A 25,542-nucleotide genomic window follows, 5' to 3' on the forward strand; every position below is an offset into this window, starting at 1 on the left:
AGTGTAGTAGTAAATACTTACTCATCGAAGGCTTGAGTCTTCCCTAAAGGGCAGATGCCAGACTGCCACACGGATTGGTTTGTTTTCGTGCTTTGTCGCGAAAGCGCAACGTCCCTCAAAAAGACAGTTGCGGTTCCAATCAAAGGGTGACCTTTAGGCTGTGGATTTAGCTCAAGTTTAGACCCGGTTAGTAGAGAATCATAATCGACAGAGGGAAGCTATGACCAGTAAGCCGGACCGCGTGGTTCTAATTGGCGTCGCCGGAGACTCCGGATGCGGTAAATCCACATTTTTGCGCCGCATAACGGATTTGTTTGGGAAAGAGTTTGTCACCGTAATTTGTCTGGACGATTATCACAGTCTCGACAGAAAGCAGCGCAAAGAAACGGGAATTACCGCGCTTGACCCCAGGGCAAACAACTTTGACCTGATGTACGAGCAAATTAAGGCGCTCAAGAACGGTCAGACGATTAACAAGCCGATCTACAATCACGAAACCGGCATGATCGATCCACCAGAAGTGGTGGAGCCAAATCATATCGTGGTGATCGAGGGGCTGCATCCCCTGTACGATGAACGGGTGCGATCGCTAATCGACTTCAGCGTGTACCTCGACATCAGCGAAGAAGTCAAAATTGCTTGGAAAATCCAGCGGGATATGTCCGAGCGCGGTCACACCTACGAAGATGTGATTGCTGCCATCAACGCTCGCCGCCCAGATTTTACCGCTTACATCGAGCCTCAAAAAGAGTTTGCCGATGTTGTAATTCAAGTATTGCCCACGCAATTACTCAAGGATGACAAAGAAGGTAAGATCCTGCGGGTGCGCCTGATTCAGAAGGATGGAGTGGAAGGCTTTGAGCCAGCCTACCTGTTTGATGAAGGCTCTACGATTGACTGGAGACCTTGCGGCACTAAGCTCACCTGCTCCTACCCAGGTATCAAGATGCACTACGGCCCAGATTCTTACTACGGTCACCCCGCCTCAGTGCTGGAAGTGGATGGACAATTAGACAATCTGGAGCAAGTAATCTATATCGAGAGCCATTTGAGCAAAACTTCGGCCAAGTACCACGGAGAGCTGACCCATCTGTTGCTACAGCATAGGGAATATCCCGGTTCTAACAACGGAACGGGACTTTTCCAAGTCCTCACCGGTCTAAAAATGCGAGCAACTTACGAGCGGTTGACTGCTAAGGAAGCCAAGGTTGCAGTTAACGTGTAGAGCCAAATTTTGGTAAATGTCTTGGGGGCGCGTCGAGTGTCCCCAATTTTTTTATTTGTCGCCTACCAGCTTCCTTCGCCATTGGCGAATAGCTGCGCTAGTATTGCGATCGCTAGCAATTTGGAAACACTCTACCATAATCTCGGCAATTTAGACCTGTAGCCAACAGCTAAGAAATAGTACAGGTTAGGTTAAGTAGAGTAACATAGCTCTCTTGCTCATGAAAGTATCCTCATAGTAATCTTTAATTTTGTTGTAATAATCTGTTAGCCAGTCCAGCATCTCTTGCTCAGACCACTCAATCCAAGGTAAAGGCTCTGCCTTTTCAGACTCCCGCCTGTACCGTTCCTGAAACCCCTCTAGTGATAGAAAGAGCAAACCATCTAATATTTGGCCACATTCATCAGGTAGCAGATAACGGACTTACCCATAACCTGTTTCGTAACCAATTTCGTTTCCAGCACCAATTGCATTAACTAGAGGTAGACCATCCCACTGTGAGTTTTCTATGGCAAAGAATGAAAGAAAATCTTTCGGACTTTGAGTGCCCACCAAAGCTTGAATAAGAGATGACAGAAATGGTTTCTGGCTTTGAGTGCCTACGAAAGCTCTAAGCTCTGGAATTGTCCATTTTGATGAGACATGACCGGGAATATAACCTGCCAGTAGAAAATTCAACCCTTGAAAGTTTTTGTGCAAATCTAACTCTGGTGTTTCCCACTCAGAAAGAAACTGCTCCTCCAAAGCTATCCGGTCGTAGCTACCTATCCATCGGTTACGATTTTGTGGCACGCGCCCAAATCTGGCGCGTGCTTCTTGCTTAGTTTTTTGAGCAGATTCGCCAGTAAAATATGTTGCTCGCTGCCAAAACGCTGACTCTGGAAGCCACTTAGCAGCAAAAAATGAAGAGACGATCGAGGGGTTTTGCCTTAACGTTTCTAAAGTTGGGATAGATATTTGCTTTAACTGGCTTTCGATACCCATCTGCTTGCTCTCGTGTCAATGTCAGCAGTCTCATTTAAATTTTTATTATCACGTCAAGAACGGGAGTGCAATAAAAAAACGATCGCTCCTTCGATTAAGAAAGAACGATCGCTCAATTTTCAACCCAGGTAAAAGCAGATAACTTTACTTCACAATTCCCAAAACAGGTTCTAATTCAGACTTAGCAATTACAGGAGACAAAAATTCCTGGGCATAAATCTGAGGATTTCCTTCTGCAATTTGGGTATAAGATTGACGAATGTCAGCGTTCACCGCTACAGTTTTGACATCGTACACTTGCGTAGCCAACTTGGGATAGAAACCGATACCGATAATCAGCACTAAAAAGCTGGCAGCGATGAATATTTCACGCGGACTGGCATCGTTAAACTTGGCGTGAATAGGAAGGACGCAACTTGTACCGAAACAAACTGCTTCTTCATGTCCCTCATTTCTCAAGCTGATATCGTTAATATCGCAGGAGGGTGCAATATCGCAGGTGGCACCAGTGTAGTAAAATACTTGGCGCAACATGGAGAGCAGATAAATCGGCGTGAGGATAACTCCGACTGCGGCGAGGAATACAGTGACCGTGCGGAAGGTGGAGGTGTAGATATCGCTGGTGGTCACACCCACGAAGACCGAGAGTTCGCTAGCAAAGCCACTCATACCGGGGAGTGCGAGAGACGCCATCGCACCTACTGTAAAGAGGGCGAACACTTTGGGCATAGCTTGACCGACGCCACCCATTTCGTTCATTGCCATTGTATGGGTGCGATCGTATGTCACGCCTGCCAAGAAGAATAGCACCGAAGCAATCAAACCGTGGGAAATCATTTGCAGCATCGCACCGCTGACTCCCAAGTCGGTGTAAGAGGCAATCCCCAGCAGGACAAATCCCATGTGGGAAACTGAAGAGTAGGCTAGGCGACGCTTCATATTGGTCTGGGCAAAAGAAGCCAACGCACCGTAGATGATATTGACAACGCCCAGAATTACTAGAATCGGTGCAAAGTAGACGTGAGCATCGGAGAGCATCTCCATATTCACGCGAATCAGTCCGTATCCGCCCATTTTCAGCAATACGCCTGCTAGAATCATCGATACGGGCGCGGAAGCTTCGCCGTGGGCGTCAGGCAACCATGTGTGCAGGGGGAAGACCGCCAGCTTGAGGCCAAAGGCAATCAGCAATCCAGCATAAAGCAGCAGTTCTAATGCGATCGGATAATCTTTGATGGCGAGTTCGACCATATCGAAGGTCAAATTGCCGCCGCCGTAAAGCGCCATTGCCAGGGCGGCGACCAGAATAAATATAGAAGCTGCTGCTGTATAAAGGATGAATTTTGTAGCTGCGTAACGACGTTTTGGGCCACCCCAAATGGAGACGAGCAGGTAAACCGGAACTAGCTCTATCTCCCACATAATGAAGAGAAGCAGCAAGTCTTGGGCAACAAATACTCCTATCTGTGCCGAGTACAGCACCAGCATCAGGAAATAGAACAGACGCGGTTTGACATCGACTTGCCACGCCGCCAGTATAGAGAGCGTCGTCACCAATCCAGCCAGAAGCACTAACGGAACGGATATTCCATCGACCGAAACTGCCCAGTTAAGACCTAACTGAGGTATCCAGGCATACTTTTCTGCGAGTTGAAAAGTAGCGCTGCTCGCATCGTAATGGTTCCAAAAGGCATAGCACATCAACACAAAATCCGCGATGCCTACACCCAAGGCATACCACCGCACGCGCTTGCCGTCTTTATCCGGCAGCACGGGGATGATAAAGGAAGCAACGAGTGGGAGCAGGACAATCGCAGTCAGCCAGGGAAATTGATCGGCCATCATGGTACTAAGAAAAAATACCTAGTTCTTATGGATGAGTCTATTGTATTAAACTTTGTAACAATTCAGTCATAAATCTTTGCCTCAGATATCCATACATTCGTATCTATAGTAAAGGTATGTTGCAAAAATTACTTAATTTATTACGCATACAAAAATTTTATAATGCCAAGTAACAATGGATTTAGGGAATTACAAATAAATAAAATTAATGAATAATAAAGTATTAATTAATACAACAAATTAGACAAAAAATCCGAGAAAACCGAAAGTGGCAGTCGAGGAAGGGTAATTGTGGCTGGACAGGCGGGAGGCGATCGCAAAAGCCAAAGCTTCCCATAGGAACTTTTCGATCGCTTTGACTCAGATGGGGATAAACCTAGCTAATTCAGGTGTTTTGGGATATCGACAGGGTAGGAAACAAGCAGAATATATAGTATGGCGGACGATCGCACTGGAGCTTCTATGTCATCTTTGACGATTAAAGACTTGGAGAAACTACAGACAGAGCATCCCGGCTATCGCATGGAGCTAGTTGACGGGTGCATCGTCGTGATGAGTCCATCAGGTTATCAATCTGATGAGGTGGCTGTGGAGTTTGGTTCTCAGTTGTTAAACTAGGTCAAGCCGCGTAAGTTAGGACGAGTAACCGGCTGCGGTGCTGGTTTCATTTTTTGAAGAGTTAGGAAAGTAAATCTTGTAAAAAGTTTTGACCAGCTTGTTCGAGGTCGCCATCAAGGGAAAATGTGAGGCTACGAACTCGGATGTCTCCCACTCGTTCATTTAGTGGATGAGTCAGGGAAACTGGATATAATAAAATTACTTCTTGGCATTGTTTGGAAACAGCATAAGCGATAACTTGTGCCACATCATCGGATGCTGTGGAAGTGGTAGTTTTGTATTTTGTATCGAGAATGTAGCTGGGTTTTCCTGTTGAGTTTTCGTAAAGAACTATATCTGTTTTAAATGAAATGCGATCGCTAATATTTATATGTTCTTGAAATTTCAGAAATAGGTTGGATGGTAAGTTTTCTTTTAGCCATTCCGCGACAAAAAGTTCATATAGTTTTGCCATGTCAATTAGGAAGGGTAACATAGTGCGATCGCCTTTTTCATGGCTTGGCCCAGTATTATCTAAAAAGAAGCGACAAAGAGCGTGTAATTCTTGATAATCTTGATTCAAGCGATGATAATTTCGCCCAATACAATCTTCTGATTTAAATTGTTTTAGCGTTACTAATCCTTGCAAAGCGTGATATGCTTGTCTTAGTTTTGGTAATACTCTTTCTTTACATAAACCGCTGCGAAGAATAAGAAAAAGCGTCCAAGCAAGAATCTGATTTTCTTCAATATCAGCAGTATGTTCTTCGTAATGACATTTTAGCTTTACTTCCCAAGGTTTTTGGATAGTTTGGCGCATATCTACACGACCGCGAACATAAGCAAGATTGCCTGTTTTTGGCAGATAAGCACGATAAAATCCTTGCCGACCTCGGTTGAGAATTCGTTGTGCTAAAACATGAGCAAGCTGATTGTAAAAGTCTTCTAGCGATCTACAATTAATTAGACCTGGGAGAAAGCGAAAGCTTTTCAGGTTGTAAGCATAATCAAACATTCCGAAAAGAGTACCTAATGGTACTTTTGGCAATAATGACACGTGAAAATCTGGAGTTAATTGGATATGTCCTACCCATCCTTTAGCGGTTAATTTCCACTTACCGCCAGTTTTGGGAGATGGGAAGTCTACGGTAACTTGTCGATCATAATTGCGCCATAAATTTTCTGCGATCGCATATTCAATTTCGTTAATTTCAAACGTTTCTGAACTGTATTCAATTAACTCTATATGTTGCGGCGGAGTCATGGAAATACCTGCTTTTCGATTTTATCCCAACGAAACTCATCTACTTTTTCCAGTCGGTCGAAAAAATACTCTTCTAGATACGGTGCTATTTCCATTTTCCAGATATCTTCAATGTCTTCAGCTAGCTTTTCTGTTAAGAAGAAAGAGATACCGAGTTCATAGTTTTTATCTGCGATCGCCAAATTTAATTTTTGCAAAACCTGAATTAAGCCATCAACTTTAAAACCTGTGTTTTTCTTTTCGTGATAATTCCGCAGTACGTCATAGTTGGGGCGAATTTCGATGAATGCGAAGCGACGACGTAGCGCGTGATCTACGAGTGCGATCGAGCGATCGGCTGTATTCATTGTACCGATAATGCGAACATTTGAGGGAATGCGAAAAGTGTTACCGCCAGCGAGAGGAATTTCTTTATCTCGGTATTCTAAAAGATACATCAATTCGCCAAATACTTGCGCGAGATTTGCGCGGTTAATTTCATCGATAATTAAAACACAAATACCTTCACGGGATTCAGCTTTTTTACATAATTCTAAGAATCTACCTGGAACTATTGAATAGGTTAATTGTCCATTTTGGCTTTGTGGGCGGATGCCTTGGATAAAGTCTTCATAGGTGTATGCTGGATGAAATTGTATTAATTCGGAGAAGCCGTCACTATCGCTGATTAAGTGTTGAGCGAGTTTTTGAGCAATGAAAGTTTTTCCTGTTCCGGGTGATCCGTAGAGGATTATTTGTTTTTTGCGTTTTATAGCGCGTACCCACTGCTTTAATCTTTCTTCATCAAAACCAATATCTTCAGCACATTTACTGAAAGTATACTCTGGTTGTAAATCGATTTTTTCGCTACTATGTTTAAGATTTATGAGCTTATTATCTGGAATAGTTAGCTCAGAATTAAAATTATCCTTTTTGATACCAAATAAATTATAATTTTTAATTCCTACCAGCCAGTGAGAAAACATATCGAATAAGTCATCATCTCGTAAAGCTGGAACACCAGCTTGGTGCATTTTTTTAGCTAATTCAAGAATTAGCTTACGTCCAGTAAAGTTTATCTTTGGATAGTCTATCAATTTCTGTTCATAAGATGTATTTGCAAAATAGTTGATAACTAGCCGTGATTCATTATTAATCAATAGAAAGTCATTTGGTCGCAGAGCATTAAGAATAGGGGTGATCATCCATATCTGGAAGCCTTTGGAGTAGTGAAGTTTACAGAATTCTTTGCAGGCTGCTGATAACTGCCTTGGATCGTCATTACACTGACGGACAAAATTAAGAATAGCTTGGGCAATTGGTTGCCAGTCTTGTGGCTGTGTCCACCCCGCAGCTTCAAACTTGTTTCTCACATCAATAGCAGGAGTAGAAGTATGATGTATCCAAACTAGCCTTTGCTTATTATCAGGATATTCTCTATAAGGAAGTAGCTTTAACAGTACGGCTTCGGTAACATCTTCTCCAGACTCAGATGCGGCGAGTATCGCTTCAAAATTAAGACGCCCTTGCTGACGCTGTTTATCGTAGGCAGATTTATGATTCAACCCATTTGGTGTGTAGGGATATGAGTTGATAAATTCATTAAATAGGCTTATAAATTCATCTAAGTTCTCTACTAGCATAACAAACTCTCAAAATATAATTAACTTATAATTTTATCTAAAATATATTTTGCTTATTGGGTTAGTCTTTTCACAGCTTCTAATTCATTTTCTTTGAGGTAACGATAACTTTGTGGAGGTTTCAGATTAGGTAACTTTCTTCTTAAACGTTCTAATTCAAGCGGACGGGGAAAAATCTCTAATTTCTTAATGAAAATACCTACAGCAACAGATGCACCTTGGTAATAACGATCAAATTTTTGTTTTTCAATCCCAGCATTGTTTTTAACTTCATTCCAAAAATTATTCAGGGCTTTTCGTGAATTTTTAAATTCGATAACTCGCTCTACTTCAAATGAACCTACTAAAGCTTTTTCAGGAGATGAAATATATAGCAAAACTAAATCACCCGCCTTTAATCGAGTACGAACTCGACGCAATTCAACAGTCTTTGTACCGTCAATAATTTTTTGTGCGTATTCAGGACGGATCGACAATAGTAGTATATTCTCTTGCATCACTATCTCCTTTTGTATAACTTTACATACCCATAGTATATAGTGTAATAAAGGAATATTTTGTGATTTTAAAACGGGAACGCATTGTTGTTTTATTTCCTAAAACTTTTTGAACATCTTTCAATGTAATAGGGTTGGAAAACACTTCTGTATCACTAAATCTAAGAGCTATTATATCATTGTTTACCTCATTTTTTATCAACTTTAAAAGATCTTCCTTTTCATATACACCAAATTTCCTAAATTGTCTAAATAAATCTTCTGGGTTGCCTATTACAATTTCATCTAAACGGGAACAAGCTCGGATCTTTTTAACGTCACAATACCGCTTATCACCAGCACTAACATACCAAAGAATTCTTCCCGGAGCCTTTAAACCTTTCAAAGGCCCAGAACAGTAATATACAGCTTCGCGATTAAGCGCTAGTTCAGTCTTAGCACCAAATAGCCATTGAAGTGCTAATTTATAATCGAATAAATCTTTTGCCCAACGAGGTTCAATAGGAATTATGAACGTAGGAATGTCAGCATCAATAATTTTCACTGGCCATAAATTTCGCTCTATTTGTGCCATAGTCTGAATATCATTAATAGAATCTTCATTGTTAAGTATTTCAGCTATTTTAAGTAAGAAATTATACTCTTGTCCCATTTGGTTAGCTAAATTGATGATCCGTGATGATAATTGAGATGCAGTTTCGGAAAAGGCTAGGTTTGCTCTTAAAAATCCATTTTCTACTCTAACAAAAGCATCTTCTGCAATTGCTGTAGTAATATTTTCTCCTAAGTAGGGATCGGTAATTCTAGTAAATTGACGCTGTTCTTTAGCTGAAAGTGATGTAGCTTGAAAGATTAAATGGTGAGCAAGAGTTGCTGCTAGGGAATTATTTGCCACGCGGATCATAGGAATTTCTAGCTCATATTTATTGAGTCGGTCATAAACAATTAAGGCAAGCGGATGCTTTTCTCCCTCCACGACAAACAAACACTCAAATTTATCTGGCTCTGCTATAAACCGACGTAATTTTTGCTGAAATTGCGCCTTGGTTTCACCCTTATCTGAAGCTTGAAAATAGTCATTTATAATATTCTCTTTCCCTTTAATAACAGGATTTTGTTGTAACGAAGTACCTGCTAAACGAACAGGTTGATAGTCTGGTTTTTTGCTAATGCTTTCTAATTGAATAATTAGTTCTGTAGGAGTGACAATAGAAATTCTAAATTCCTTATAAATTTTGTCACATAATCTTATTAAATCAGGGTTTAAAGTTATAAAAAATTGAATCTCTGAGGCTAACGTTCTAGCTAAATGCCGATGTCCATATTCGTCTAGTACGAGGCTATTTTTATGCAAGAAATTTTCCAATTTTTGCAAAGCAGAGTTCAAGTTATCATTATTAATAGTTGCCAAGCAATTAAATTCCTTGGCAAATTGCCGCTTCCGTTCTCTTTCATCATTGTGACTAATGTTATTTATTTGATTAAAAATTTCGTTGCTTATGTATAAAGCTACTTCTGATTGTAACCAATCAGCTATTAAAGCCTTTGATTCTTGACTATGTTTATCTTCGTCATCAACCATATAAAAAAATACATTATTATCAATAATAGCGCCTAATTTCGATTCAAGAATTTGTTGGTTAGCTGTATATATTAAAGGTAAATGCTTATCCTCTAACCACCAATAGGTCAATTGCTTACCACGTTCTCTTGCTGGTTTATCAAACTGGTAAACAAATCCTAACTTTGGCCACATTTTACTTATTTCATAGTCGCGACGGCAAGTAAGGCCAATACCCCTGTATTCTTGAGTTATTTTCTGCAAATATTTTACAAGTTCTCTGGCTACTCCTTTTCCTCGGTAGGCGGGATCTACGCACAAATGAACAATTGTTATACGATCATAGGATTGTCGGTATAAAAGGTAGCCAATACATCCAGTTTGAGGACCGATAGCTACAAGAATATGCCGCTGTTTTGCCTGCTGAATAAAAGCGCCTTCAGGAAAAAAACCAAGGGTTGATCTGTTGGCATCACCCAGAGATATAACGGTTTGCAAATGAGGGGATTTGTCGTCAATTTCTTGAATTTTTATTTGACTTTTTGGTTTCATTTTTGGTAAAAATAGACTACTAAATTAAGTGCGATCGCCCTTTCTCCCCCATTTTACCTCAATATAGCTCATAACCTACCGTAGCTTCTAATACATACCAAGTTTCCGTGCAGTAAACTATGGCTCAAAGTTCCCCAACAATAGGATAAATCAACATGAAAGCAAAAATATACGATGAAATCAAAACCTTGGTAGATATTCCTGTAGACTTTGGCAATAGAGTCTTAGCAAAAGGAACACTAGGCACAATTATAGAATGCTATGAACAACCTCAAGAAGGCTACGCCGTCGATCTCGCTATTCCCGATGAAAGGTGGGTGGGAGGTTTCGACTACGAAAATGTGATTCTTTTCCCCGAACAATTTGTAGTAGTAAATCCGGCTGAAAAAGTTCAAGATGTTGTTACTCAATATTGATAAAAATTAGGTAACGCATATTTAGGTCAATCTGTCAATTTTTATTTTAAATATTTGCGTCCAAAAAGGAGGCAAATATTATACAGATTAATGCCGATCGACTTTTGGAATTGAGAGCGATCGCTAAGCTGCGCTCGGACTTCCACATCTTCAATATCAATATACTACTATCTCAATAGTTGCAATATGCAGTAGGCATATTACGCGATCGTACATTTGCAAGATCGCCGATCGAAATAGCTTGCTAAGTTATCGAAAAAAATATTATAACGTAACTCTATCGAAAAACAGGATTTTCTGGTATCAGTAGTGATAATCACCAGTACGATCCACCGAATCTAGTATCCCATGAACCAAAGTCCCAATTGCCCGAACTGCGGGGGTATCCATCGCCGTAACTTTCTGCAACTTCTACCAGGAGCGCTTTCTCTGGCAATTCTATCAAATACTCAGCCAGCCAAAGCAGCCAACACGACCAAAGCTTTAGTCCTCAGTTGCATTGACTCTCGTCTTTTAGAAGCACAACGTTACTTTTTATCATTACAGCATCTCGGTAATCAATATGACTTAACTGCTTTAGCAGGTGCTTCCTTAGCATTAAGTGGAATTCCTCACCAAGCAGATGCAGAGGCTTTTTGGGATCAATTAGAGTTATCTTATCGATTGCACCATATTCAAAAAGTAATGATATTCGATCATCAAGATTGTAGCGCTTATGCAGATAAGATCGATCCGCAATTAAGTGAAGATGAGGAAAAAGAAGAAAAACTGCATGAAGAATACTTGAGTCGGGCTTATTGGCAAATACGCGATCGCTATCCAGATTTGAATATAGAATTATATTTTGTTACTCTTAATGCGGAAGTAAAAGCTATTTCACCTTTGGCTAGAGGATAATTTTTTTACGAACCGCTCCAGACGCAGAGAGCGCAGAGAGAAGATTCAGAGGAGATGATGCGTTTTATACCTTCTTTAAGGACAGAGACGTTGAAGTTGATCAGAAGGGCGAGGGGATAGTTGGTCATTTTAAGATATGAGTAACTTGAGCTTCGTGGATGGGAGCTAAATTTTCTACTGCTTTCAATTCGACAATTAGAATATCATTAACCAAAAAATCTAATTTACCTTCACCAACTTGATGACCTTTGTAAGTCACTGCGACTGGCTTCTAAGGCTGACAAGGTATCCCCCGTATCTGAAATTCCACTTCCAACGCTTCCTGATACACCGATTCCAAAAAACCTGGCCCCAAAACCCGATGCACCTCAATTGCCGCCCCAATCACAGCATAAAGCTGATTCATCTCCTCTCCCAACTCTCTTCTCTCTGCGTCCTCTGCGTCTGGAGCGGTTCATTCCTCTTCTCTCTCCATACTCTATGTCAAAATTTTAATACAAACAGCGTTTCCCTTAACAGATGACTTCAACCCTCCCCCCCCAATACGACCCCAGCAACACCGAAGCCAAATGGCAAAAATTCTGGGAAGAAAAAGAAATCTTTAAAGCTGACCCAGCAAAAGGCGGCGAATCTTACAGCATGGTCATTCCGCCACCCAACGTGACTGGTAGTTTGCACATGGGTCACGCTTTGGGACAGACAATTATGGATATCGTCGTCCGCTATCACCGGATGACTGGACGCAATACTCTTTGGGTACCCGGAACTGACCACGCCAGCATTGCAGTTCACGTTATGTTGGAACGGGAACTGGAAAAAGAGAAGATAACTCGCCAAGATTTGGGACGCGAGAAGTTCTTAGAACGCGCTTGGCAATGGAAAGAAAATTCTGGCGGTTCAATTGTATATCAACTCAGGCGTTTGGGCTTATCTGTAGATTGGTCGCGGGAACGCTTTACGATGGATGGAGGTTTATCAGAAGCAGTCATAGAAGCTTTTGTTCGACTTTACGATGAAGGATTGATTTATCGCGGCAATTATTTGGTAAATTGGTGTCCGGCTACTCAATCTGCCGTTTCAGATTTGGAAGTGGATGATAAGGAAGTGAATGGGAATTTGTGGCATTTCCGTTATCCGCTTTCTGATAATTCGGGTTATTTGGAAGTGGCGACTACTCGACCGGAAACCATGTTGGGTGATACGGCGGTGGCGGTGAATCCTAATGATAATCGCTACAAACATTTGATTGGTAAAACTGTCACTTTGCCAATAATGAATCGGGAAATTCCGATTATTGGCGATGAGTTGGTGGAGATGGAATTCGGTACTGGCTGTGTGAAGGTGACGCCAGCGCATGACCCGAATGATTTTGAAATGGGTAAGCGGCATAATTTGCCGTTTATCAATATTATGAATAAGAATGGCTCGCTGAATGAAAATGCAGGGCCGTTTGTGGGACAAGACCGTTTTGTAGCGCGGAAAAATGTGGTGCAGCGGTTAGAAGATGATGGATTTTTGGTCAAGATTGAGGATTATAAACATACTGTACCTTATAGCGATCGCGGTAAAGTTGCGATCGAACCTCTTCTCTCTACTCAATGGTTTGTCAAAATTCGTCCGATGGCTGACCAAGCGTTACAATTCTTGGATGAGAAAAACTCGCCGGAATTTGTACCTCAACGCTGGACAAAAGTTTATCGCGATTGGTTAGTCAAATTAAAAGATTGGTGTATTTCTCGTCAGTTGTGGTGGGGTCATCAAATCCCAGCTTGGTATGCTGTTAGCGAAACTAATGGCGAAATAACTGATAGTACGCCCTTTTTTGTGGCGCGATGCGGAGTAGAAGCCCACGAGAAAGCAAAAGCTTTTTTTAATGGGGAAAAGCCATTCGAGCTAAAACAAGATCCAGATGTATTGGATACTTGGTTTTCTTCTGGATTGTGGCCTTTTTCTACATTAGGTTGGCCGGAAAATACAAAGGATTTGGAATTTTACTATCCAACTTCTACTCTAGTTACTGGTTTTGACATCATCTTTTTCTGGGTAGCTAGAATGACGATGATGGCAGGACATTTTACCGGGAAAATGCCTTTCAAAGACGTTTACATTCACGGTTTGGTGTTGGATGAAAATGGCGAAAAGATGTCGAAAACCAAAGGTAATGGTATCGACCCGTTAGACTTAATTGATAAATATGGCACCGATGCTTTGCGCTACACTTTGGTGAAGCAAGTAGCTGGTGCGGGTCAAGATATCCGTATGGAAGGATATAACCGCAAAACGGGTGAATCTTTGGCGGTAGAAGCTTCGCGCAATTTCACGAATAAATTGTGGAATGCTTCTCGTTTTGCGATGATGAATTTGGAGGAACAAACGCCGCAACAATTAGGCGAACCACCAATTAACGTTCGTAGTAAGGACTTTAGTCCTTCCGAAGCGAGGACTGAAGTCCTTACTACAAACCTTGGATTAGAATTATCAGACCGTTGGATTCTCTCGCGATATAATCAGGTCGTGCAACAAACTGGCAAATATATCGAAAGTTACAGTTTGGGAGAAGCTGCCAAAGGTTTGTACGATTTCTTCTGGGGTGATTTCTGCGATTGGTATATCGAATTAGTGAAATCTCGCCTGCAAAAAGATAGCGATGCTAATTCTAAAAAGGTTGCCCAACAAACTATCGCTTTTGTGTTGGAAGGAACCTTAAAATTACTACATCCTTTCATGCCCCATATTACCGAAGAAATTTGGCATACTCTCACTCAATCTGGCGAGGATAAATCATTGGCGTTGCAAGCTTTTCCAAAAGCAAATACAGCGCTGATTAATCCCGAATTAGAACAAGATTTCGATTTGCTAATCAACACAATTCGCACTTTGCGAAATCTCCGCGCTGAAGTGGATATTAAACCTGGTGCGAAAGTAACGGCAATCTTGCAAAGTGAAAGCGACAGAGAACGGCAAATACTGACATCTGGCGAAAGTTATATTCAAACTTTAGCTAAGGTGGAAAATCTGACCATTACTCCTAGTTTGGATGGAGATATTGGGCAGAATATGGCGGGTGTTGTCGGTACTGTGCAAGTTTTAATTCCGCTAGCTGGTATCGTAGATGTGGCAGCTTTAAGCGCTAAGTTGCAGAAAAAATTAACTAAAATAGAAGCGGAAATTAAATCGATTTCTGGGCGTTTGAGCAATCCTAACTTTGTGGATAAAGCTGCGCCGGAAGTGGTGCAAGCTGCTAGAGATGCGTTGGCGGAAGCACAGAAGCAAGCAGAGATTTTGCGCGAAAGATTGAACCAATTGGGTTAATATGGTAGGGTGGGCATTGCCCACCTTACTTTAGGGGCAAGAACTTGGACTTTTAGATTTATCCTGAATTACGCAAGTGACCTATCTCAATCCAAATGCAGTTATTCCTGAAGCAAAGCTGACAAGATATTTGCTAGTATGGAAACCAAAAGATGATAAGTCTGGATTTTTAGCTCAAGCAGGATATACTCTTGATAACTGGCAACAACTTGAACGGGACTTAAGAAGCTTGCTGATGAATGAAGCTACTTTAGATAAGGAAAGTTCTTTTGGTAATATCTATAAGATTGAAGGAGTTTTAGTAGGTTCTAATGGAGTTAGTCTTCAAGTAGCGACTTTCTGGATTGTAGATTCATTTTCTAATGAGACAAGATTTGTTACACTTTTGCCAAATTAGCTATAAGAGGTGAATTATGGAATTTGAAATGTTTTCGGAAGTAAGTTTAAAAGAAGATATTACTGAATACAATTTGCTGAAGGGAACTACTGCAATTATAGTAGATTATTGCCCAAGACCTGAAGGACAGGAAGATGGTTATGTTTTAGAGGTATTGAATGAAGAAGGTGAGGCGTTTACAGTTATTGCAGTGGCAGTTTCCAAAATTGAACCGATAGTGGTAAGTATGTCTCGATAGGTAATGATTTGGAAAATAAGGAAATAGCAAATATCACAATCAAGGTTTTCTTCCAAATCTGTTGGAAAGCCAACTTAAGTTATGGAGATGAGTTAAGTCTTCATATTGGCGCAAGAATTCCTTACTCACAAAAATCGATGACTGGTAAAGAAAAAGGAGAGTGGATAGTAGGAACGCGAGGAAATCCTTGGAAACTTAAATCGGAAGGAGAAACTATTGTTACTTCTGACGAAGATGCGGAAAATATTCGACAAAAAATTAAAGCGATCGAAAATAATCCTATTAGTTGGTTTGTACCTACTCCAGAGTTAGGTTTTAATTTGGGTTTCTCCAATGGATATGAATTGATTCTTATCCCAGAAATTGAGGATAATTCTGGTTTACCATATTGGGAAATGTTTACTCCTGAAGATATGATTCTCAAAGTTGGGCCAAATACTATGTGGTCTTATACTTGCATTACCAATATACCTACAGTTCCATGTTAACAAATAGTCCAATCTGTAAACTGTAGCTACCGCTTATTCATAGCCATATTCGCCGAACTGGATAAGCATCAAAAGCCGAATCGCGACTAATCAAAACTAGGGAATGATTTATTGCTTGTGCTACCAGAATACGTTGGCGTAGCCTGCCGGAGGCATATCGAATGGATCTTTATGATATAAGGGGAGATTATAAAGCTGTATTGTATCTTTTAAGGAAATTGGCAATAGCTTAAATCTTGTAGATTGAAAGCTAGATTCCATCTCATTAAAGTCAGATAGCAAAGAAAGTTTACCTATCTTAATTTTGATAGATATTTCCCAAAAACTCGCAATACTGACAAAAACGTTATCTGTATTTTCGATCGCATTTCGCAGCGAAACAGGTAAATTTGGATCGTCCTCTGCTAACCAAATAAAAGCATGGGTATCTAACAAAATAGAATCCATTACATATATTCCTCAAAATCTTGCAGTGGTTCATCAAAATCATCCGGCAAAGGCAAAACAAAAGTTCCTTTCATTGAACCCGCTAAAGGACGTTTATCAGCAATTTCTTGGGTTTGTTTGGTATTTTCTGGAGAATTTGGATACTTTTCAAGCAAATATTCTGCATAATGCAGAAGTTCTTTCTTGAGATCATCTGGCATATTAACAACGATTTTCCATAAAGCAGTATCGGTAGTCATAATTTCTCCTTGTCAAAACAAAAACGTTCTTCTTCGGAAGTGAGACTGATGCTCATAGAGAATTTTCTAGAAGTTGTCTCTATCATATCTTAGGAATAAAGCGCTTTTCAGGTGACTTTACATAGAAACCCGGTTTCTTGAAGAAAGCGGGTTTCTGGGGTCTACTTACCCAAAATTAATGCAAGTATTATTAATTTAAGTTACCTTTTAAAGTTCCTGATTAGGTACTCTCTTACATCTTGAAGCGTTTTTCCATCAGTAAGCATAGCCTTAGCAGTAGCTACGTAAGAGGGGCCACCATTCCCTCCTATCACTTCATTGTGTACACGCTGAATTGCTGCTTCAGAGAATTTGTCAATCAAATAAATTCTTACATCTCGAAGCGTTTTTCCATCAGCAAGCATAGCCTTAGCATCAGCTACATAAACGCGGCCACCAGTCACTCCTATCACTTCAGTGTGTACACGCTGAATTGCTGCTTCAGAGAAGTTGTCAATCAAATAAATTCTTACATCTCGAAGCGTTTTTCCATTAGCAAGCATATTCTGAGCAGTAGCTACGTAAGCATTGCCACCAGTCACTCCTATCACTTCATGGTGTACGCGCTGAATTTCAGCAATGCCGGGACGACTAGAAGGAACTGGAGCTTGAGCAGTAAACTCTGTCACGTTGCATTGCATAGTAGGATCTAAATGTTGCCCCAACCCTCGGCAACGATTGCGTGCTTCACTAGGTAAAGATAAAAAAGTAACAACCGAAAGCGCTGATATCAAAACTATAGCTGAAGAAGTAGTAATTTTCTTAAGCATTCTCTTGTTTCCTTTTGCCCTATGGAACTTTCCATTTCTTATGCTAGCTCTGCCCCTCAACGCCTGAAAAGCCAAAAAAGTGGGAAAAAGTTGGATCTTTCTTAAATAAATATAAATAATTGGGATGACCACCCAAAAAAGTTGCAAAAAGTGGGAAAAAGTTGGATATAGTAACTATAACTACCTCATCTACCCACTTATGGACATTCCTCAGATATTGCAATCTGTTGATGAAGCTGTCTACGCTAAGACAAATCAACATCTGAATAACTTGCAACGGAGGATTATCGCGGGAATACTAAATGGGCAAAAATATGCAGATGTTTCAGAAACTTACGGTTATAGCGCCCAGCACGTTAAAAAAGCCAGTCACGAACTTTTGCAAATTTTATCTGATGTCTTTGGTGAAAAAGTAAAGAAAAGTAATCTTGAATCTGTATTAGAACGGCAAATAAATGTAAAGATAACTTTTGGTAATAAAAATACTCGCAATAAAAACGCTGTAAATATTGGTTCTATCAAAAATTGCCCTGTTCCCTCTACTGCTACCCCAAAAAAAAGTAAGCCTGCAACTCCAGATTTTCAACAGCAAAGCAAGGATAAAACTAAGGTTGAAACAATTGATAAATTAAGGAATTTTGGCTTAAGTGACGAACAAATTGCAGAGGCGTTGGAGATACCTTTGGATGTAGTTAATCAGGTAAATTTGGATGAATGAATATGCCTTCCCAAACTTGGGCAATAGGAATAGTTTGTCCGGTCATTGCTTCATGCCAAGCTTGACGGAAATCTTTGATAATTTCTGCTTTAGTTTTATCTTGTTCAATTTGTTTATCCCACTGAGACTCTTGGAACTTGTTGAGCCATTCGACAAATTCTGCCAGTTCATCTTGTGAGAGTTGCGCCACCGCTGTTTTGATGTCTGTAATGTTCACATTGGTAAGTAACTTTTTTTCTAAAATTTGTTTACCAGTTTGCTCTAATTATATCCCCTCATTCTTAAGTTATTTCAAACCAGAACCGGACGACTTCTCAGCGGCACAAGAATTTCATGCAAAACACTAGGCTTCGCACTAAGATAGATTTCACGACAATTACGATCGTTATATCCGACAACAATTGCACCGATCGCAGCACCAATTTCAGGATACATTTCTTCACTCATCTCTCCGTTATCCAAAAAGTCTGGAATCTTAATCAAGCCTTTGACATCATTTTCACCAATATTAACAAATACTCCAAAAGGAGCATGATATTCAACTTTACCCAGCAAAAATTGCCCCAATTTGTACTTTAACTTAATTTGTTCCCAGCTTTGACTATCCATAATATTCACTGTGGTTTGAGGACTCGTGGAAATTGATTCAGTATGGCAAACAAGCGTTGAGGCACTACTACCTCAATTCGCTCATAACCGTCTTTCTCATCATAGCGATTTTCTAGCGACTTGAAATACTGCTCGTAAGTTGATTTATCAATTGAAACCTCTAGTATCCCTTCTTTATAGCTTTGATTAAACTCTTCTGCAATACTTCGATCGTGGGGGCCAGCAAAATAGCAATTTCCATCAAGATAAGGAGGATTATAGGGAAAATCAACGATTTGAAATCCTTCTTTCAGTAATTTCTGCCCTTTGCGTTTTTGAGGTGCTTTGTAAAGCGTAATGATTTGGGATGATTGTGAGTGACTAGGTTCCATTATTATTTAAAACTGGTTGAACATCTATTTGGCGCAGTTGTAGTGTAACAACCATTTCATCCTCCATACTCAGCCATTGCATCGTAAATCATCTAAAACTTTTTCAGCTTTTTACTCCGCTATTGCATCAGCGGCAAGTTTAGCAAGAGCGTTATGAGAATGATATTATAACATCTAAAACCTCATTTAATTTTCCTTATGACCACAATCTCTGAATTGAATAAGCATCAAAGGCTGGATCGCGACTAATCAAAATCAGGGAATGATTTATTGCCTGTGCTACCAGAATGAGATCGATTCGCTCGCGATGATGCAATAAGTTATATAAATTTAAGTATCTTCAATCAAAATGTTAGCCTGCGTCGCTACATCTGAGACAGTAACTTATCATATTCTGCGTGGGAACCAACCCAAAACCAAATAACTGTATCTCCATCCAATTGTCCAACTGCGCGATAACTTTTGCCGATTCGCGCAGAGTAGATTGGTAATTCTGGATGCACCTTTTTAAAGCGTAAGCTTGGATGCCCAGGATCTTGCTTGAATTGTCGATATGCCTCCCGTGTCTGTTCTTTAACTTGGGCGGGCAAGTCAGCAAAAGCTTTACGAAACTGGGTAGTTGTGCGTGAGTTCACAATGTTTCCGGGTCTAAATCTTGGGTTTTCCCAGCTTTGTACTCTGCCATTGCATCGGCGGCAAGTTTAGCAAGAGCGTTATGAGAACTTGCAAATGCTGCATCCCACTTGATTTCATCTTCTAGTTCTTCCAAAATCATGGCAGCGATCGCATCTTGTTCGCTAGTAGGTAATGTTTTCAGTTTGGCGATCGCTCGTTCAAGTAACTCAGTCATAGCTATCGTGAATTAGTTATACTTTATGATATCATATAATAATTGCATAATTTAAACTATGGAAAAAGAAGCTGTAACTATTCGCATTCCAGCCGATTTGTTGGCGCAAGCAAAGCAGTTTAAAGAAGGCAATGAGTCTTTTAACGAGATGGTTGTGGATGCGATCGCACGCGAAGTCCGACGACGGCGAAGTTTGGCTGCCCATCAGCGCATTGTGGCTCGTAGTGCAGAAGTAAAAGCCAAAACAGGTATTCAATCCAGTTCTGTGGACTTGATTCGGGAGTTGCGATCGGGTGAGGGACGGCGTGACTGAGTGCATCGACACCAGTGTTTTGGATATAATAATAGCAATCAACTATCCAATATTCAGGCATTGATTATGGAAGAACTACTCGCTCTCAAATCATTGCTATTGCAAGGTGATATTTCAGGAGCGTTGGTAATAGTCGAAGAACTAGAAGAAATGAGTCGCGATGACAAAATTAACAATATTCGTAGCTATGCCAAAATTTTACTGTTACACCTAATTAAGCAGCAGGCTGAAAATCGCACCACTCGTTCTTGGGATGTTTCAATTCGCAATAGCGTTAGGGAAATTCAGGAAAAGAATAAGCGTCGTAAGGCTGGGGGTTATTATCTCACAGCGTCAGAATTACGCGAAGTTTTAGAAGCAGCATACCCAATGGCAATTGATAAAGCATCGCTGGAGGTAGCAGAAGGTATCTACGAGACAGAGGAATTGGAAAATATGGTAAATCGAGAAGAAATTATCGATCGCGCTTTAGCTTTGATTTCACCAGAAGCGTGAAAAAGATTTACTCCGCCTCAGTTTCTTTATTTGGCCGATCGCTTCTCTCAAATTTACCCTGCCATTCCGCATATAAAAACAAAATTGCTAGCAAAATATAACCAACTGCCCAAGAACTTCCCGCACCCCAACCTAATTTAATTACAGTATCGGCAACTGTCCAATTGTAAGCGTGCATTAATCCTACCCAGGAAAGTAAAGCTGCACCTAATGACCAAAATGCGGCTTGACGAAATTGCCGTTCTATGATATGGACTGTGATGGCTGATAGAATCATTGCCGAGAAAATGAAACCTTGTTCGAGGGCAAAAGTTCCATCGATGTAAGTATCGCTAAGTTTAAATAGAGGTACTAAATCGGCAGTAAATGGTTTTGCTGGCGTACCCAAACCAGCGGCGCGGAGGGAATTTTTGGCGATGAGTGCAGCCCAACCTGCGATCGCAGGCAACAATCCTACCACAACCGCAGGCGCGTGATGAGTTGGCGTTGCTTCAAAACTCTGTGCAACAATGACGATGCCGATCCAAAGTACGATCGCCATTCCCGCTTCGATCGGTACGAAATAAGCTAGTAACGCCACTGTTCCGCTCAAGCACAGCAAACCCATCACCACGCCATTGAGGACGGAATAACCAACCCTTGCTCCCATTGCTTTCCAGCCGGGATGACCGATATAAATTGTAGTGGGGAAACAGGAACCGCAAATAGCCGCCACGATCGTACCAATACCATTAGCAGCCAAACAAGGTGCAGCCGGGTAAGTATCACCCGCCGCTTCCGCACTTTCCAAATTCTGAATGCTACCGATGAGGTTAAACAATCCCATCGGGAGGATAATACTGACATATTCCAGCAATACCCCCCGTGCTTGCCACAAATCACCTAAAAAGAAACCGGGTAAGTAAACGCCTATAGGTTTTACAGCATCGGCAAAACGGACGCTATCCCAACTCATCAATCCCGTTCCCCAGGCTAGCGCAATTCCCAGCAACACCGCCAGCAAACCGCCGGGAATACCGAATTTGACTCGCCCGAAATAGGTGAGTAGAATCACGCCTAATGGCACTAAACCTACAACTGGGTTAGCAAAAGTACGGAATAAAAAGCCGATCGCAATAAAAGTGAGCGCAATACCGCCTAAAGTAGAGAGAAGGGCAGCACGGGGAGCCATACGCCGGAGAGTATTGCCAATCCAAGCACCGCCGAATTCGATCGCACCACTGCCCAAACAAGCCACCAAACCCGCTTGCCAAGCTAATTCCGCCGCTTGTTCTGGAGGGATACCCTTAGCGATCGCACCCAACTTCACCGGTAGCATTACTAAAAAAATATACGCAAACAAGCTAACTGTATTGATACCATAAGGCAAAGCCGTAATATCATCTTTTTCCTGCCGTTGGCCCTGCTTGTAGGCCAGCCAACTGTAATAAAAATTACCAACTATTAAACTCAGTGCTACTCCCGGTAAGATGCGTCCGTAAATCATGGCAGCGGGGAAGCCCAGTACCCCTCCACAGAGATTTACAATCAGTAGGATTTGAATAAAATTGTCAAGTGCCAATCCAAAGAATCCGTCTATATCTCGCCGAACTAGCCAACGTGGGGATGTTGTTTCCATATATCGCTCATTTTCCCCAGCCTCCCATCCTCAAATACCTTAGTATTGCTTTGTTTGGGCTCTGGCGTTTTCAATTGCTTTGGGGGTTTAAAGAGTTTTCGCCAGGTTGTCCATTAGCGTACTATACTGCACCTTTAGGTGCAACCCGTTCTCCCAGACTTAAGGGTGTAGGTTTTCGTGGGGGGAGTTGTATATAAAATTGGACGTGAAGTAGTAAAAAATAAAGGCGATGCTACATTTGGCCCAGGTGCAAAAGCAAGGATTGTCAGGCGAGCCCAAGTTGCGATTGATAGCTCGCCAAGAATCTGCATATACTTGGGCATTGATAACCGAGATAGAGGAAATCTCAGCTACAGAGGCGGATTGCAGTAATGATGGCTCGCTGGTTTTAGTCGATATTTCCCCAACACGGCAGATTTTGAGCGTTCAAGCTGCGAAAGACTGGGTGCTGGATTTGGTGAAAAACTATCTCAGCACCGGTATTACCCCAGCTTTCTTGCAGCAGGAGAAGGAACGGGTAGAACAAGGGCTGCAATCCCTGACTATAGAGAAGCAAGATTTGGCCCGCCGTTCCGTGGAACTAGAAGCCCGTAGGGAAGAAATTCAACAGTTGGAGATCAAGCTGCAAAAACAGATTCAAGTCTTAGAAGCGGAAAAACAGGAAATGCAGATCCGCTTTAACTCTGAACTTGAAGCTTGTCAGAATAAGATTCAAGACTTAGAAGCAAAGCTGAAAAATTCTTAGCGCGTAGGGGCTAGGGCGTCGGGCGTCGGGCGTCGGGGCTAGAGGCTAGGGAAGAGGGAAAAGGGGAAGAGGGAAGAGGGAAAAGGGAAAATATTAATTCTTCCGCGACCCCGCGACCCCGCTCTTTCCCTAGCCCCTAGTTCCTCCTGGTAGTGCCAATCTAGGGTTGGATTTGTGACCGTTCTGCTGAGATCGATCGCCTTCTTCCGCGACCAAAATTTCCCGGATCAGTCGCGCCGCCGCACGTTGGGCCAAACCGCTCGCCACTTGCTGACCCATCTGTTGCGTTTCTGGCTTCACCAACAATTTAGGAATCAGCGGTAGCAATTGCTGAGCGTCAAAGCCGGGAGTCTCTTGCAGAATTTGCCAAATCCGTTTGATATGCTCTAAGCTACTGGGCGTATCGTTAGCGATCGGCTTCTCGTTTACCCATAAGCCAACCCGTTCCCGAACAGCATAAGTAAAGTTTTGCAAAGCATTGCGCGTCAGCGCATCTAAACTATTGACAATTTCATCAGCGAGATTTTTGCGGATAAACTCACCGCGATCGGAAAACAGAAAGTCCACCGTCTGATTCAACACCTGGTTGATATCGTAATCTTGAGAACTCCGCGCATTCCGCAGCAAGTTTTCCAGACGATTCCAGCGAAACTTGCCATCTTTGAACAGCAGATCCCGCAGCGAATTACGTAATTCCGGCGCTGGATCGGTCAGCAAGCGTTTGGAAACGTAGGGATAAGCTTTGCTAAGAACCTTAAACTCAGGATCGATATAAATCGCAATCCCTTCCAAAGTCACCAGAGAGCGAATGATCAGTGCGTAGTAAGCGGGAACGCGGAACGGATACTCGTACATCAACGCCGAGAGCTGATCGGTGATGCTCTTAAAATTCAGTTCGGCCACACTTGCTCCCAGTGCATTGTTAAATACAGAAGCAAATGCTGGGATAATCGGCGTCAAATCCGTATCCGGCGTCAAAAACTCCAACTTCACGTAATCGCGGGCTAAACCTTCAAAGTCTCGGTTTACCAAATGCACGACCGCTTCAATTAAGCCATATCGCTGGTAGGGTTTCACCTCGCTCATCATACCAAAATCGAGATAAACCAATTTCCCATCCGGACTGGCTAAGAGATTGCCGGGGTGAGGATCGGCGTGGAAGAAGCCGTGTTCTAGCAACTGGCGGAGAGAACACTGAACGCCCACTTCAATTAAATGACGAGCATCGATTCCCTGTTGTTGGATAGCATCCAAATTGGTTAACTTGGTGCCGTTGACCCACTCCATCGTCAAAACGCGACGCTGCGTGTACTCCCAGTAAATCTTGGGAATGTAAATATCCGGTATATTGCCGTAGAGCCGCTCAAATCGTTCGGCGTTGTGTCCCTCCTGGATATAGTCCATTTCTTCAAAGATGCGACTGCCAAATTCATCCAGGATGGCGACCAAATCGCTGCGTACCAATTTAAACGTTTTTTTCGCCCACGCTGCTAAGGAGCGCCCGATGTACAAATCGAGAGTAATTTTTTGGGCTAGATCGGGTCGCTGTACTTTGACAGCGACAACTTCGCCGGTTTTGAGTTTGCCTTTGTATACTTGACCCAAGGAAGCTGCTGCCAGGGGATCTGGCGATAGTTCTGCGTAAAGTTCTTCCGGTCTTGCACCCAGTTCTTCTTCTATAAATTGGTAAGCCACCTCGTTGGGAAAGGGGGGCAACTGGTCTTGCAGGTGTGTTAATTCTTCTAGATATAGGGGGGGAACCAAGTCTGGGCGGGTGGAGAGAGCTTGTCCGACTTTGATGTAGGCTGGGCCTAGTTTAGTCAGGATCTCCCGCAACTGAATGGCTCGTCGCCGTTGGTTTTCTGCGATACGCCCCCACTTGCGATCCCACCACAAGCCGGCAGCAAAGGTGAAAAACGGCCACACAATGCCTAAAAATCTTGTCCATACTTGTAAAGGGCGCTGTCGATAATATTCGGCGATCGCTTCCGGGTCATATCGTAGCCCTTCTGTGTCTGAGTCAGAGGCGATCGCAGTTGCAAATTTACTTGGCGCTACTGACAGGGACGCCCGCTCTACACTTACTGTGGGGGCAACAATTGCTGTTGTATCTTCCGCAATGGCTGGGTATGCTGGCTCCTGATGCCCTGGTTGCGAATAAGATTTAGATGAGGCTGGCGATACCGTCTTTAGATTCATGAATATAGAAAAGTGTCGGGGTGTCTATGTTAAACATTGTAACAATGACATTCATCAAGACCGGAAAACCTCATGATTGCGCTATACCTGGTTTGGTCATCCGATTTTAGATTTTGGATGAGAGGATTTTGGATTGGTTGGGCCTTGAAAGATGACTTCCCCTCTTCCTGTCCCTCTTCCCTCTTAATTTTTGACTTTTAACTTTTGACTTTTGACTTTCTATCCCCGACGCCC

At 42.0% G+C, this 25,542-nt stretch carries 30 protein-coding genes and 1 pseudogene; 14 read left to right on the forward strand and 17 right to left on the reverse strand.

What is annotated here, in order from left to right:
* The first annotated feature begins 220 nt into the window (after positions 1–220).
* Positions 221–1,225 (forward strand): phosphoribulokinase, encoded by a 1,005-nt coding sequence (locus tag ACE1CD_RS22135; RefSeq protein WP_374794622.1) that lies wholly within the window; start codon positions 221–223, stop codon positions 1,223–1,225.
* Positions 1,226–1,261: 36 nt separating this feature from the next.
* Entirely contained in the window at positions 1,262–1,387 is a 126-nt protein-coding gene (locus ACE1CD_RS22140; protein ID WP_374826254.1) for a hypothetical protein, read from the forward strand.
* Positions 1,388–1,648: 261 nt separating this feature from the next.
* Here ACE1CD_RS22140 and ACE1CD_RS22145 read toward each other — a convergent pair whose 3' ends face one another.
* The gene (locus tag ACE1CD_RS22145) at positions 1,649–2,209 is read right to left on the reverse strand and encodes a hypothetical protein (protein WP_374826255.1); all 561 of its coding nucleotides are present in this window, start codon (positions 2,207–2,209) and stop codon (positions 1,649–1,651) included.
* Between the two features lie 144 nt (positions 2,210–2,353).
* On the reverse strand, positions 2,354–4,054 hold the full coding sequence (locus ACE1CD_RS22150; RefSeq protein ID WP_374826256.1) for an NAD(P)H-quinone oxidoreductase subunit 4: 1,701 nt from the start codon (positions 4,052–4,054) through the stop codon (positions 2,354–2,356).
* A gap of 289 nt (positions 4,055–4,343) precedes the next feature.
* On the opposite strand from ACE1CD_RS22150, the gene ACE1CD_RS22155 reads away from it, so the two are divergent.
* Both ACE1CD_RS22155 and ACE1CD_RS22160 read left to right on the forward strand, forming a co-directional pair.
* Entirely contained in the window at positions 4,344–4,529 is a 186-nt protein-coding gene (locus ACE1CD_RS22155) for a hypothetical protein (protein ID WP_374826257.1), read from the forward strand.
* Positions 4,517–4,672, forward strand: coding sequence for a hypothetical protein (locus tag ACE1CD_RS22160; RefSeq protein WP_374826258.1), 156 nt, complete (start codon positions 4,517–4,519; stop codon positions 4,670–4,672). Before ACE1CD_RS22155 ends, ACE1CD_RS22160 begins: the two co-directional genes overlap by 13 nt.
* A 61-nt stretch (positions 4,673–4,733) precedes the next feature.
* Here the strand turns inward: ACE1CD_RS22160 and ACE1CD_RS22165 are convergent, their stop codons facing one another.
* The 4 genes from ACE1CD_RS22165 to ACE1CD_RS22180 are packed head-to-tail and all read right to left on the reverse strand — an operon-like array spanning position 4,734 to position 10,147.
* On the reverse strand, positions 4,734–5,915 hold the full coding sequence (locus tag ACE1CD_RS22165; protein ID WP_374826259.1) for an McrC family protein: 1,182 nt from the start codon (positions 5,913–5,915) through the stop codon (positions 4,734–4,736).
* Entirely contained in the window at positions 5,912–7,537 is a 1,626-nt protein-coding gene (locus ACE1CD_RS22170; protein WP_374794626.1) for an McrB family protein, read from the reverse strand. The genes ACE1CD_RS22165 and ACE1CD_RS22170 overlap by 4 nt, the downstream gene beginning before the upstream one ends.
* Positions 7,538–7,590: 53 nt before the next feature.
* Complete coding sequence (locus tag ACE1CD_RS22175; protein ID WP_374794627.1) at positions 7,591–8,034, reverse strand: ASCH domain-containing protein; 444 nt, start codon at positions 8,032–8,034, stop codon at positions 7,591–7,593.
* A gap of 22 nt (positions 8,035–8,056) precedes the next feature.
* Positions 8,057–10,147, reverse strand: a complete 2,091-nt coding sequence (locus ACE1CD_RS22180; protein WP_374794628.1) for a GNAT family N-acetyltransferase — start codon at positions 10,145–10,147, stop codon at positions 8,057–8,059.
* Positions 10,148–10,302: 155 nt separating this feature from the next.
* Here ACE1CD_RS22180 and ACE1CD_RS22185 point away from each other — a divergent pair, with 155 nt between their 5' ends.
* Positions 10,303–10,563 (forward strand): hypothetical protein, encoded by a 261-nt coding sequence (locus tag ACE1CD_RS22185; protein WP_374794629.1) that lies wholly within the window; start codon positions 10,303–10,305, stop codon positions 10,561–10,563.
* 348 nt (positions 10,564–10,911) lie between these two features.
* Entirely contained in the window at positions 10,912–11,460 is a 549-nt protein-coding gene (locus tag ACE1CD_RS22190) for a carbonic anhydrase (RefSeq protein WP_374794630.1), read from the forward strand.
* A gap of 5 nt (positions 11,461–11,465) precedes the next feature.
* Here ACE1CD_RS22190 and ACE1CD_RS22195 read toward each other — a convergent pair.
* Positions 11,466–11,866: pseudogene (locus ACE1CD_RS22195) on the reverse strand (GxxExxY protein).
* A 113-nt stretch (positions 11,867–11,979) separates the two neighbouring features.
* Between ACE1CD_RS22195 and ACE1CD_RS22200 the strand changes: the two are divergent.
* From ACE1CD_RS22200 to ACE1CD_RS22215, 4 genes are all read left to right on the forward strand, one after another.
* A complete protein-coding gene (locus tag ACE1CD_RS22200) occupies positions 11,980–14,772 on the forward strand; it encodes a valine--tRNA ligase (protein ID WP_374826260.1) in 2,793 nt (930 codons plus the stop codon).
* Positions 14,773–14,848: 76 nt separating this feature from the next.
* The gene (locus tag ACE1CD_RS22205; protein ID WP_374826261.1) at positions 14,849–15,169 is read left to right on the forward strand and encodes a DUF6883 domain-containing protein; all 321 of its coding nucleotides are present in this window, start codon (positions 14,849–14,851) and stop codon (positions 15,167–15,169) included.
* 16 nt (positions 15,170–15,185) lie between these two features.
* Entirely contained in the window at positions 15,186–15,407 is a 222-nt protein-coding gene (locus ACE1CD_RS22210) for a DUF4926 domain-containing protein (RefSeq protein ID WP_374826263.1), read from the forward strand.
* 8 nt (positions 15,408–15,415) lie between these two features.
* Positions 15,416–15,895 carry a hypothetical protein gene (locus ACE1CD_RS22215; protein ID WP_374826264.1) on the forward strand — a complete coding sequence of 160 codons (480 nt, stop codon included), beginning with the start codon at positions 15,416–15,418 and terminating at the stop codon, positions 15,893–15,895.
* A gap of 120 nt (positions 15,896–16,015) precedes the next feature.
* Here the strand turns inward: ACE1CD_RS22215 and ACE1CD_RS22220 are convergent, their stop codons facing one another.
* The 3 genes from ACE1CD_RS22220 to ACE1CD_RS22230 all read right to left on the reverse strand — a co-directional run bounded on the left by ACE1CD_RS22220 (position 16,016) and on the right by ACE1CD_RS22230 (position 17,390).
* A complete protein-coding gene (locus ACE1CD_RS22220; RefSeq protein WP_374826265.1) occupies positions 16,016–16,342 on the reverse strand; it encodes a type II toxin-antitoxin system VapC family toxin in 327 nt (108 codons plus the stop codon).
* Positions 16,342–16,581: a DUF2281 domain-containing protein gene (locus ACE1CD_RS22225; protein ID WP_374826266.1), complete on the reverse strand. Its 240-nt coding sequence runs from the start codon at positions 16,579–16,581 to the stop codon at positions 16,342–16,344. The genes ACE1CD_RS22220 and ACE1CD_RS22225 overlap by 1 nt, the downstream gene beginning before the upstream one ends.
* Before the next feature lie 200 nt (positions 16,582–16,781).
* Positions 16,782–17,390 carry a hypothetical protein gene (locus tag ACE1CD_RS22230; protein WP_374794638.1) on the reverse strand — a complete coding sequence of 203 codons (609 nt, stop codon included), beginning with the start codon at positions 17,388–17,390 and terminating at the stop codon, positions 16,782–16,784.
* 124 nt (positions 17,391–17,514) lie between these two features.
* Here ACE1CD_RS22230 and ACE1CD_RS22235 point away from each other — a divergent pair, with 124 nt between their 5' ends.
* Positions 17,515–18,108 (forward strand): hypothetical protein, encoded by a 594-nt coding sequence (locus ACE1CD_RS22235; RefSeq protein ID WP_374826267.1) that lies wholly within the window; start codon positions 17,515–17,517, stop codon positions 18,106–18,108.
* Here ACE1CD_RS22235 and ACE1CD_RS22240 read toward each other — a convergent pair.
* The 5 genes from ACE1CD_RS22240 to ACE1CD_RS22260 form a co-directional block, all read right to left on the reverse strand.
* Positions 18,083–18,325: a hypothetical protein gene (locus ACE1CD_RS22240; protein ID WP_374794640.1), complete on the reverse strand. Its 243-nt coding sequence runs from the start codon at positions 18,323–18,325 to the stop codon at positions 18,083–18,085. The two genes, ACE1CD_RS22235 and ACE1CD_RS22240, sit on opposite strands and share 26 nt — an antisense overlap.
* A gap of 74 nt (positions 18,326–18,399) precedes the next feature.
* Positions 18,400–18,717 carry an RNA-binding protein gene (locus tag ACE1CD_RS22245; protein WP_374794641.1) on the reverse strand — a complete coding sequence of 106 codons (318 nt, stop codon included), beginning with the start codon at positions 18,715–18,717 and terminating at the stop codon, positions 18,400–18,402.
* Between the two features lie 5 nt (positions 18,718–18,722).
* A complete protein-coding gene (locus ACE1CD_RS22250; RefSeq protein WP_374794642.1) occupies positions 18,723–19,088 on the reverse strand; it encodes a hypothetical protein in 366 nt (121 codons plus the stop codon).
* Between the two features lie 365 nt (positions 19,089–19,453).
* Positions 19,454–19,723 carry a type II toxin-antitoxin system RelE/ParE family toxin gene (locus tag ACE1CD_RS22255; RefSeq protein WP_374794643.1) on the reverse strand — a complete coding sequence of 90 codons (270 nt, stop codon included), beginning with the start codon at positions 19,721–19,723 and terminating at the stop codon, positions 19,454–19,456.
* A complete protein-coding gene (locus tag ACE1CD_RS22260) occupies positions 19,720–19,938 on the reverse strand; it encodes a hypothetical protein (protein WP_374794644.1) in 219 nt (72 codons plus the stop codon). Before ACE1CD_RS22260 ends, ACE1CD_RS22255 begins: the two co-directional genes overlap by 4 nt.
* 58 nt (positions 19,939–19,996) lie before the next feature.
* Here ACE1CD_RS22260 and ACE1CD_RS22265 point away from each other — a divergent pair, with 58 nt between their 5' ends.
* Both ACE1CD_RS22265 and ACE1CD_RS22270 read left to right on the forward strand, forming a co-directional pair.
* Positions 19,997–20,251, forward strand: coding sequence for a YlcI/YnfO family protein (locus ACE1CD_RS22265; RefSeq protein ID WP_374794645.1), 255 nt, complete (start codon positions 19,997–19,999; stop codon positions 20,249–20,251).
* A 66-nt stretch (positions 20,252–20,317) separates the two neighbouring features.
* Positions 20,318–20,746 (forward strand): DUF29 family protein, encoded by a 429-nt coding sequence (locus tag ACE1CD_RS22270; RefSeq protein WP_374794646.1) that lies wholly within the window; start codon positions 20,318–20,320, stop codon positions 20,744–20,746.
* A 7-nt stretch (positions 20,747–20,753) separates the two neighbouring features.
* On the opposite strand, the gene ACE1CD_RS22275 is transcribed toward ACE1CD_RS22270, so the two are convergent.
* Positions 20,754–22,364 carry an NCS2 family permease gene (locus ACE1CD_RS22275; RefSeq protein WP_374826268.1) on the reverse strand — a complete coding sequence of 537 codons (1,611 nt, stop codon included), beginning with the start codon at positions 22,362–22,364 and terminating at the stop codon, positions 20,754–20,756.
* A 229-nt stretch (positions 22,365–22,593) separates the two neighbouring features.
* Here ACE1CD_RS22275 and ACE1CD_RS22280 point away from each other — a divergent pair, with 229 nt between their 5' ends.
* Complete coding sequence (locus ACE1CD_RS22280) at positions 22,594–23,109, forward strand: hypothetical protein (protein WP_374794648.1); 516 nt, start codon at positions 22,594–22,596, stop codon at positions 23,107–23,109.
* 129 nt (positions 23,110–23,238) lie between these two features.
* Here the strand turns inward: ACE1CD_RS22280 and ACE1CD_RS22285 are convergent, their stop codons facing one another.
* Entirely contained in the window at positions 23,239–25,308 is a 2,070-nt protein-coding gene (locus ACE1CD_RS22285) for an ABC1 kinase family protein (protein WP_374826269.1), read from the reverse strand.
* Positions 25,309–25,542: the final 234 nt, after the last annotated feature.

The organism is Aerosakkonema sp. BLCC-F183 (assembly GCF_041929145.1).
Lineage (GTDB): Bacteria > Cyanobacteriota > Cyanobacteriia > Cyanobacteriales > Aerosakkonemataceae > Aerosakkonema.

Coding starts and splice junctions, on each gene's coding strand:
- ACE1CD_RS22135 (WP_374794622.1), top strand. CDS start 221: ATGACCAGTAAGCCGGACCGCGTGGTTCTAATTGGCGTCGCCGGAGAC.
- ACE1CD_RS22145 (WP_374826255.1), bottom strand. CDS start 2,209: ATGGGTATCGAAAGCCAGTTAAAGCAAATATCTATCCCAACTTTAGAA.
- ACE1CD_RS22150 (WP_374826256.1), bottom strand. CDS start 4,054: ATGATGGCCGATCAATTTCCCTGGCTGACTGCGATTGTCCTGCTCCCA.
- ACE1CD_RS22160 (WP_374826258.1), top strand. CDS start 4,517: ATGTCATCTTTGACGATTAAAGACTTGGAGAAACTACAGACAGAGCAT.
- ACE1CD_RS22165 (WP_374826259.1), bottom strand. CDS start 5,915: ATGACTCCGCCGCAACATATAGAGTTAATTGAATACAGTTCAGAAACG.
- ACE1CD_RS22170 (WP_374794626.1), bottom strand. CDS start 7,537: ATGCTAGTAGAGAACTTAGATGAATTTATAAGCCTATTTAATGAATTT.
- ACE1CD_RS22175 (WP_374794627.1), bottom strand. CDS start 8,034: ATGCAAGAGAATATACTACTATTGTCGATCCGTCCTGAATACGCACAA.
- ACE1CD_RS22180 (WP_374794628.1), bottom strand. CDS start 10,147: ATGAAACCAAAAAGTCAAATAAAAATTCAAGAAATTGACGACAAATCC.
- ACE1CD_RS22185 (WP_374794629.1), top strand. CDS start 10,303: ATGAAAGCAAAAATATACGATGAAATCAAAACCTTGGTAGATATTCCT.
- ACE1CD_RS22190 (WP_374794630.1), top strand. CDS start 10,912: ATGAACCAAAGTCCCAATTGCCCGAACTGCGGGGGTATCCATCGCCGT.
- ACE1CD_RS22200 (WP_374826260.1), top strand. CDS start 11,980: ATGACTTCAACCCTCCCCCCCCAATACGACCCCAGCAACACCGAAGCC.
- ACE1CD_RS22210 (WP_374826263.1), top strand. CDS start 15,186: ATGGAATTTGAAATGTTTTCGGAAGTAAGTTTAAAAGAAGATATTACT.
- ACE1CD_RS22220 (WP_374826265.1), bottom strand. CDS start 16,342: ATGGATTCTATTTTGTTAGATACCCATGCTTTTATTTGGTTAGCAGAG.
- ACE1CD_RS22225 (WP_374826266.1), bottom strand. CDS start 16,581: ATGACTACCGATACTGCTTTATGGAAAATCGTTGTTAATATGCCAGAT.
- ACE1CD_RS22230 (WP_374794638.1), bottom strand. CDS start 17,390: ATGCTTAAGAAAATTACTACTTCTTCAGCTATAGTTTTGATATCAGCG.
- ACE1CD_RS22235 (WP_374826267.1), top strand. CDS start 17,515: ATGACCACCCAAAAAAGTTGCAAAAAGTGGGAAAAAGTTGGATATAGT.
- ACE1CD_RS22245 (WP_374794641.1), bottom strand. CDS start 18,717: ATGGATAGTCAAAGCTGGGAACAAATTAAGTTAAAGTACAAATTGGGG.
- ACE1CD_RS22250 (WP_374794642.1), bottom strand. CDS start 19,088: ATGGAACCTAGTCACTCACAATCATCCCAAATCATTACGCTTTACAAA.
- ACE1CD_RS22260 (WP_374794644.1), bottom strand. CDS start 19,938: ATGACTGAGTTACTTGAACGAGCGATCGCCAAACTGAAAACATTACCT.
- ACE1CD_RS22265 (WP_374794645.1), top strand. CDS start 19,997: ATGGAAAAAGAAGCTGTAACTATTCGCATTCCAGCCGATTTGTTGGCG.
- ACE1CD_RS22270 (WP_374794646.1), top strand. CDS start 20,318: ATGGAAGAACTACTCGCTCTCAAATCATTGCTATTGCAAGGTGATATT.
- ACE1CD_RS22275 (WP_374826268.1), bottom strand. CDS start 22,364: ATGGAAACAACATCCCCACGTTGGCTAGTTCGGCGAGATATAGACGGA.
- ACE1CD_RS22280 (WP_374794648.1), top strand. CDS start 22,594: ATGCTACATTTGGCCCAGGTGCAAAAGCAAGGATTGTCAGGCGAGCCC.
- ACE1CD_RS22285 (WP_374826269.1), bottom strand. CDS start 25,308: ATGAATCTAAAGACGGTATCGCCAGCCTCATCTAAATCTTATTCGCAA.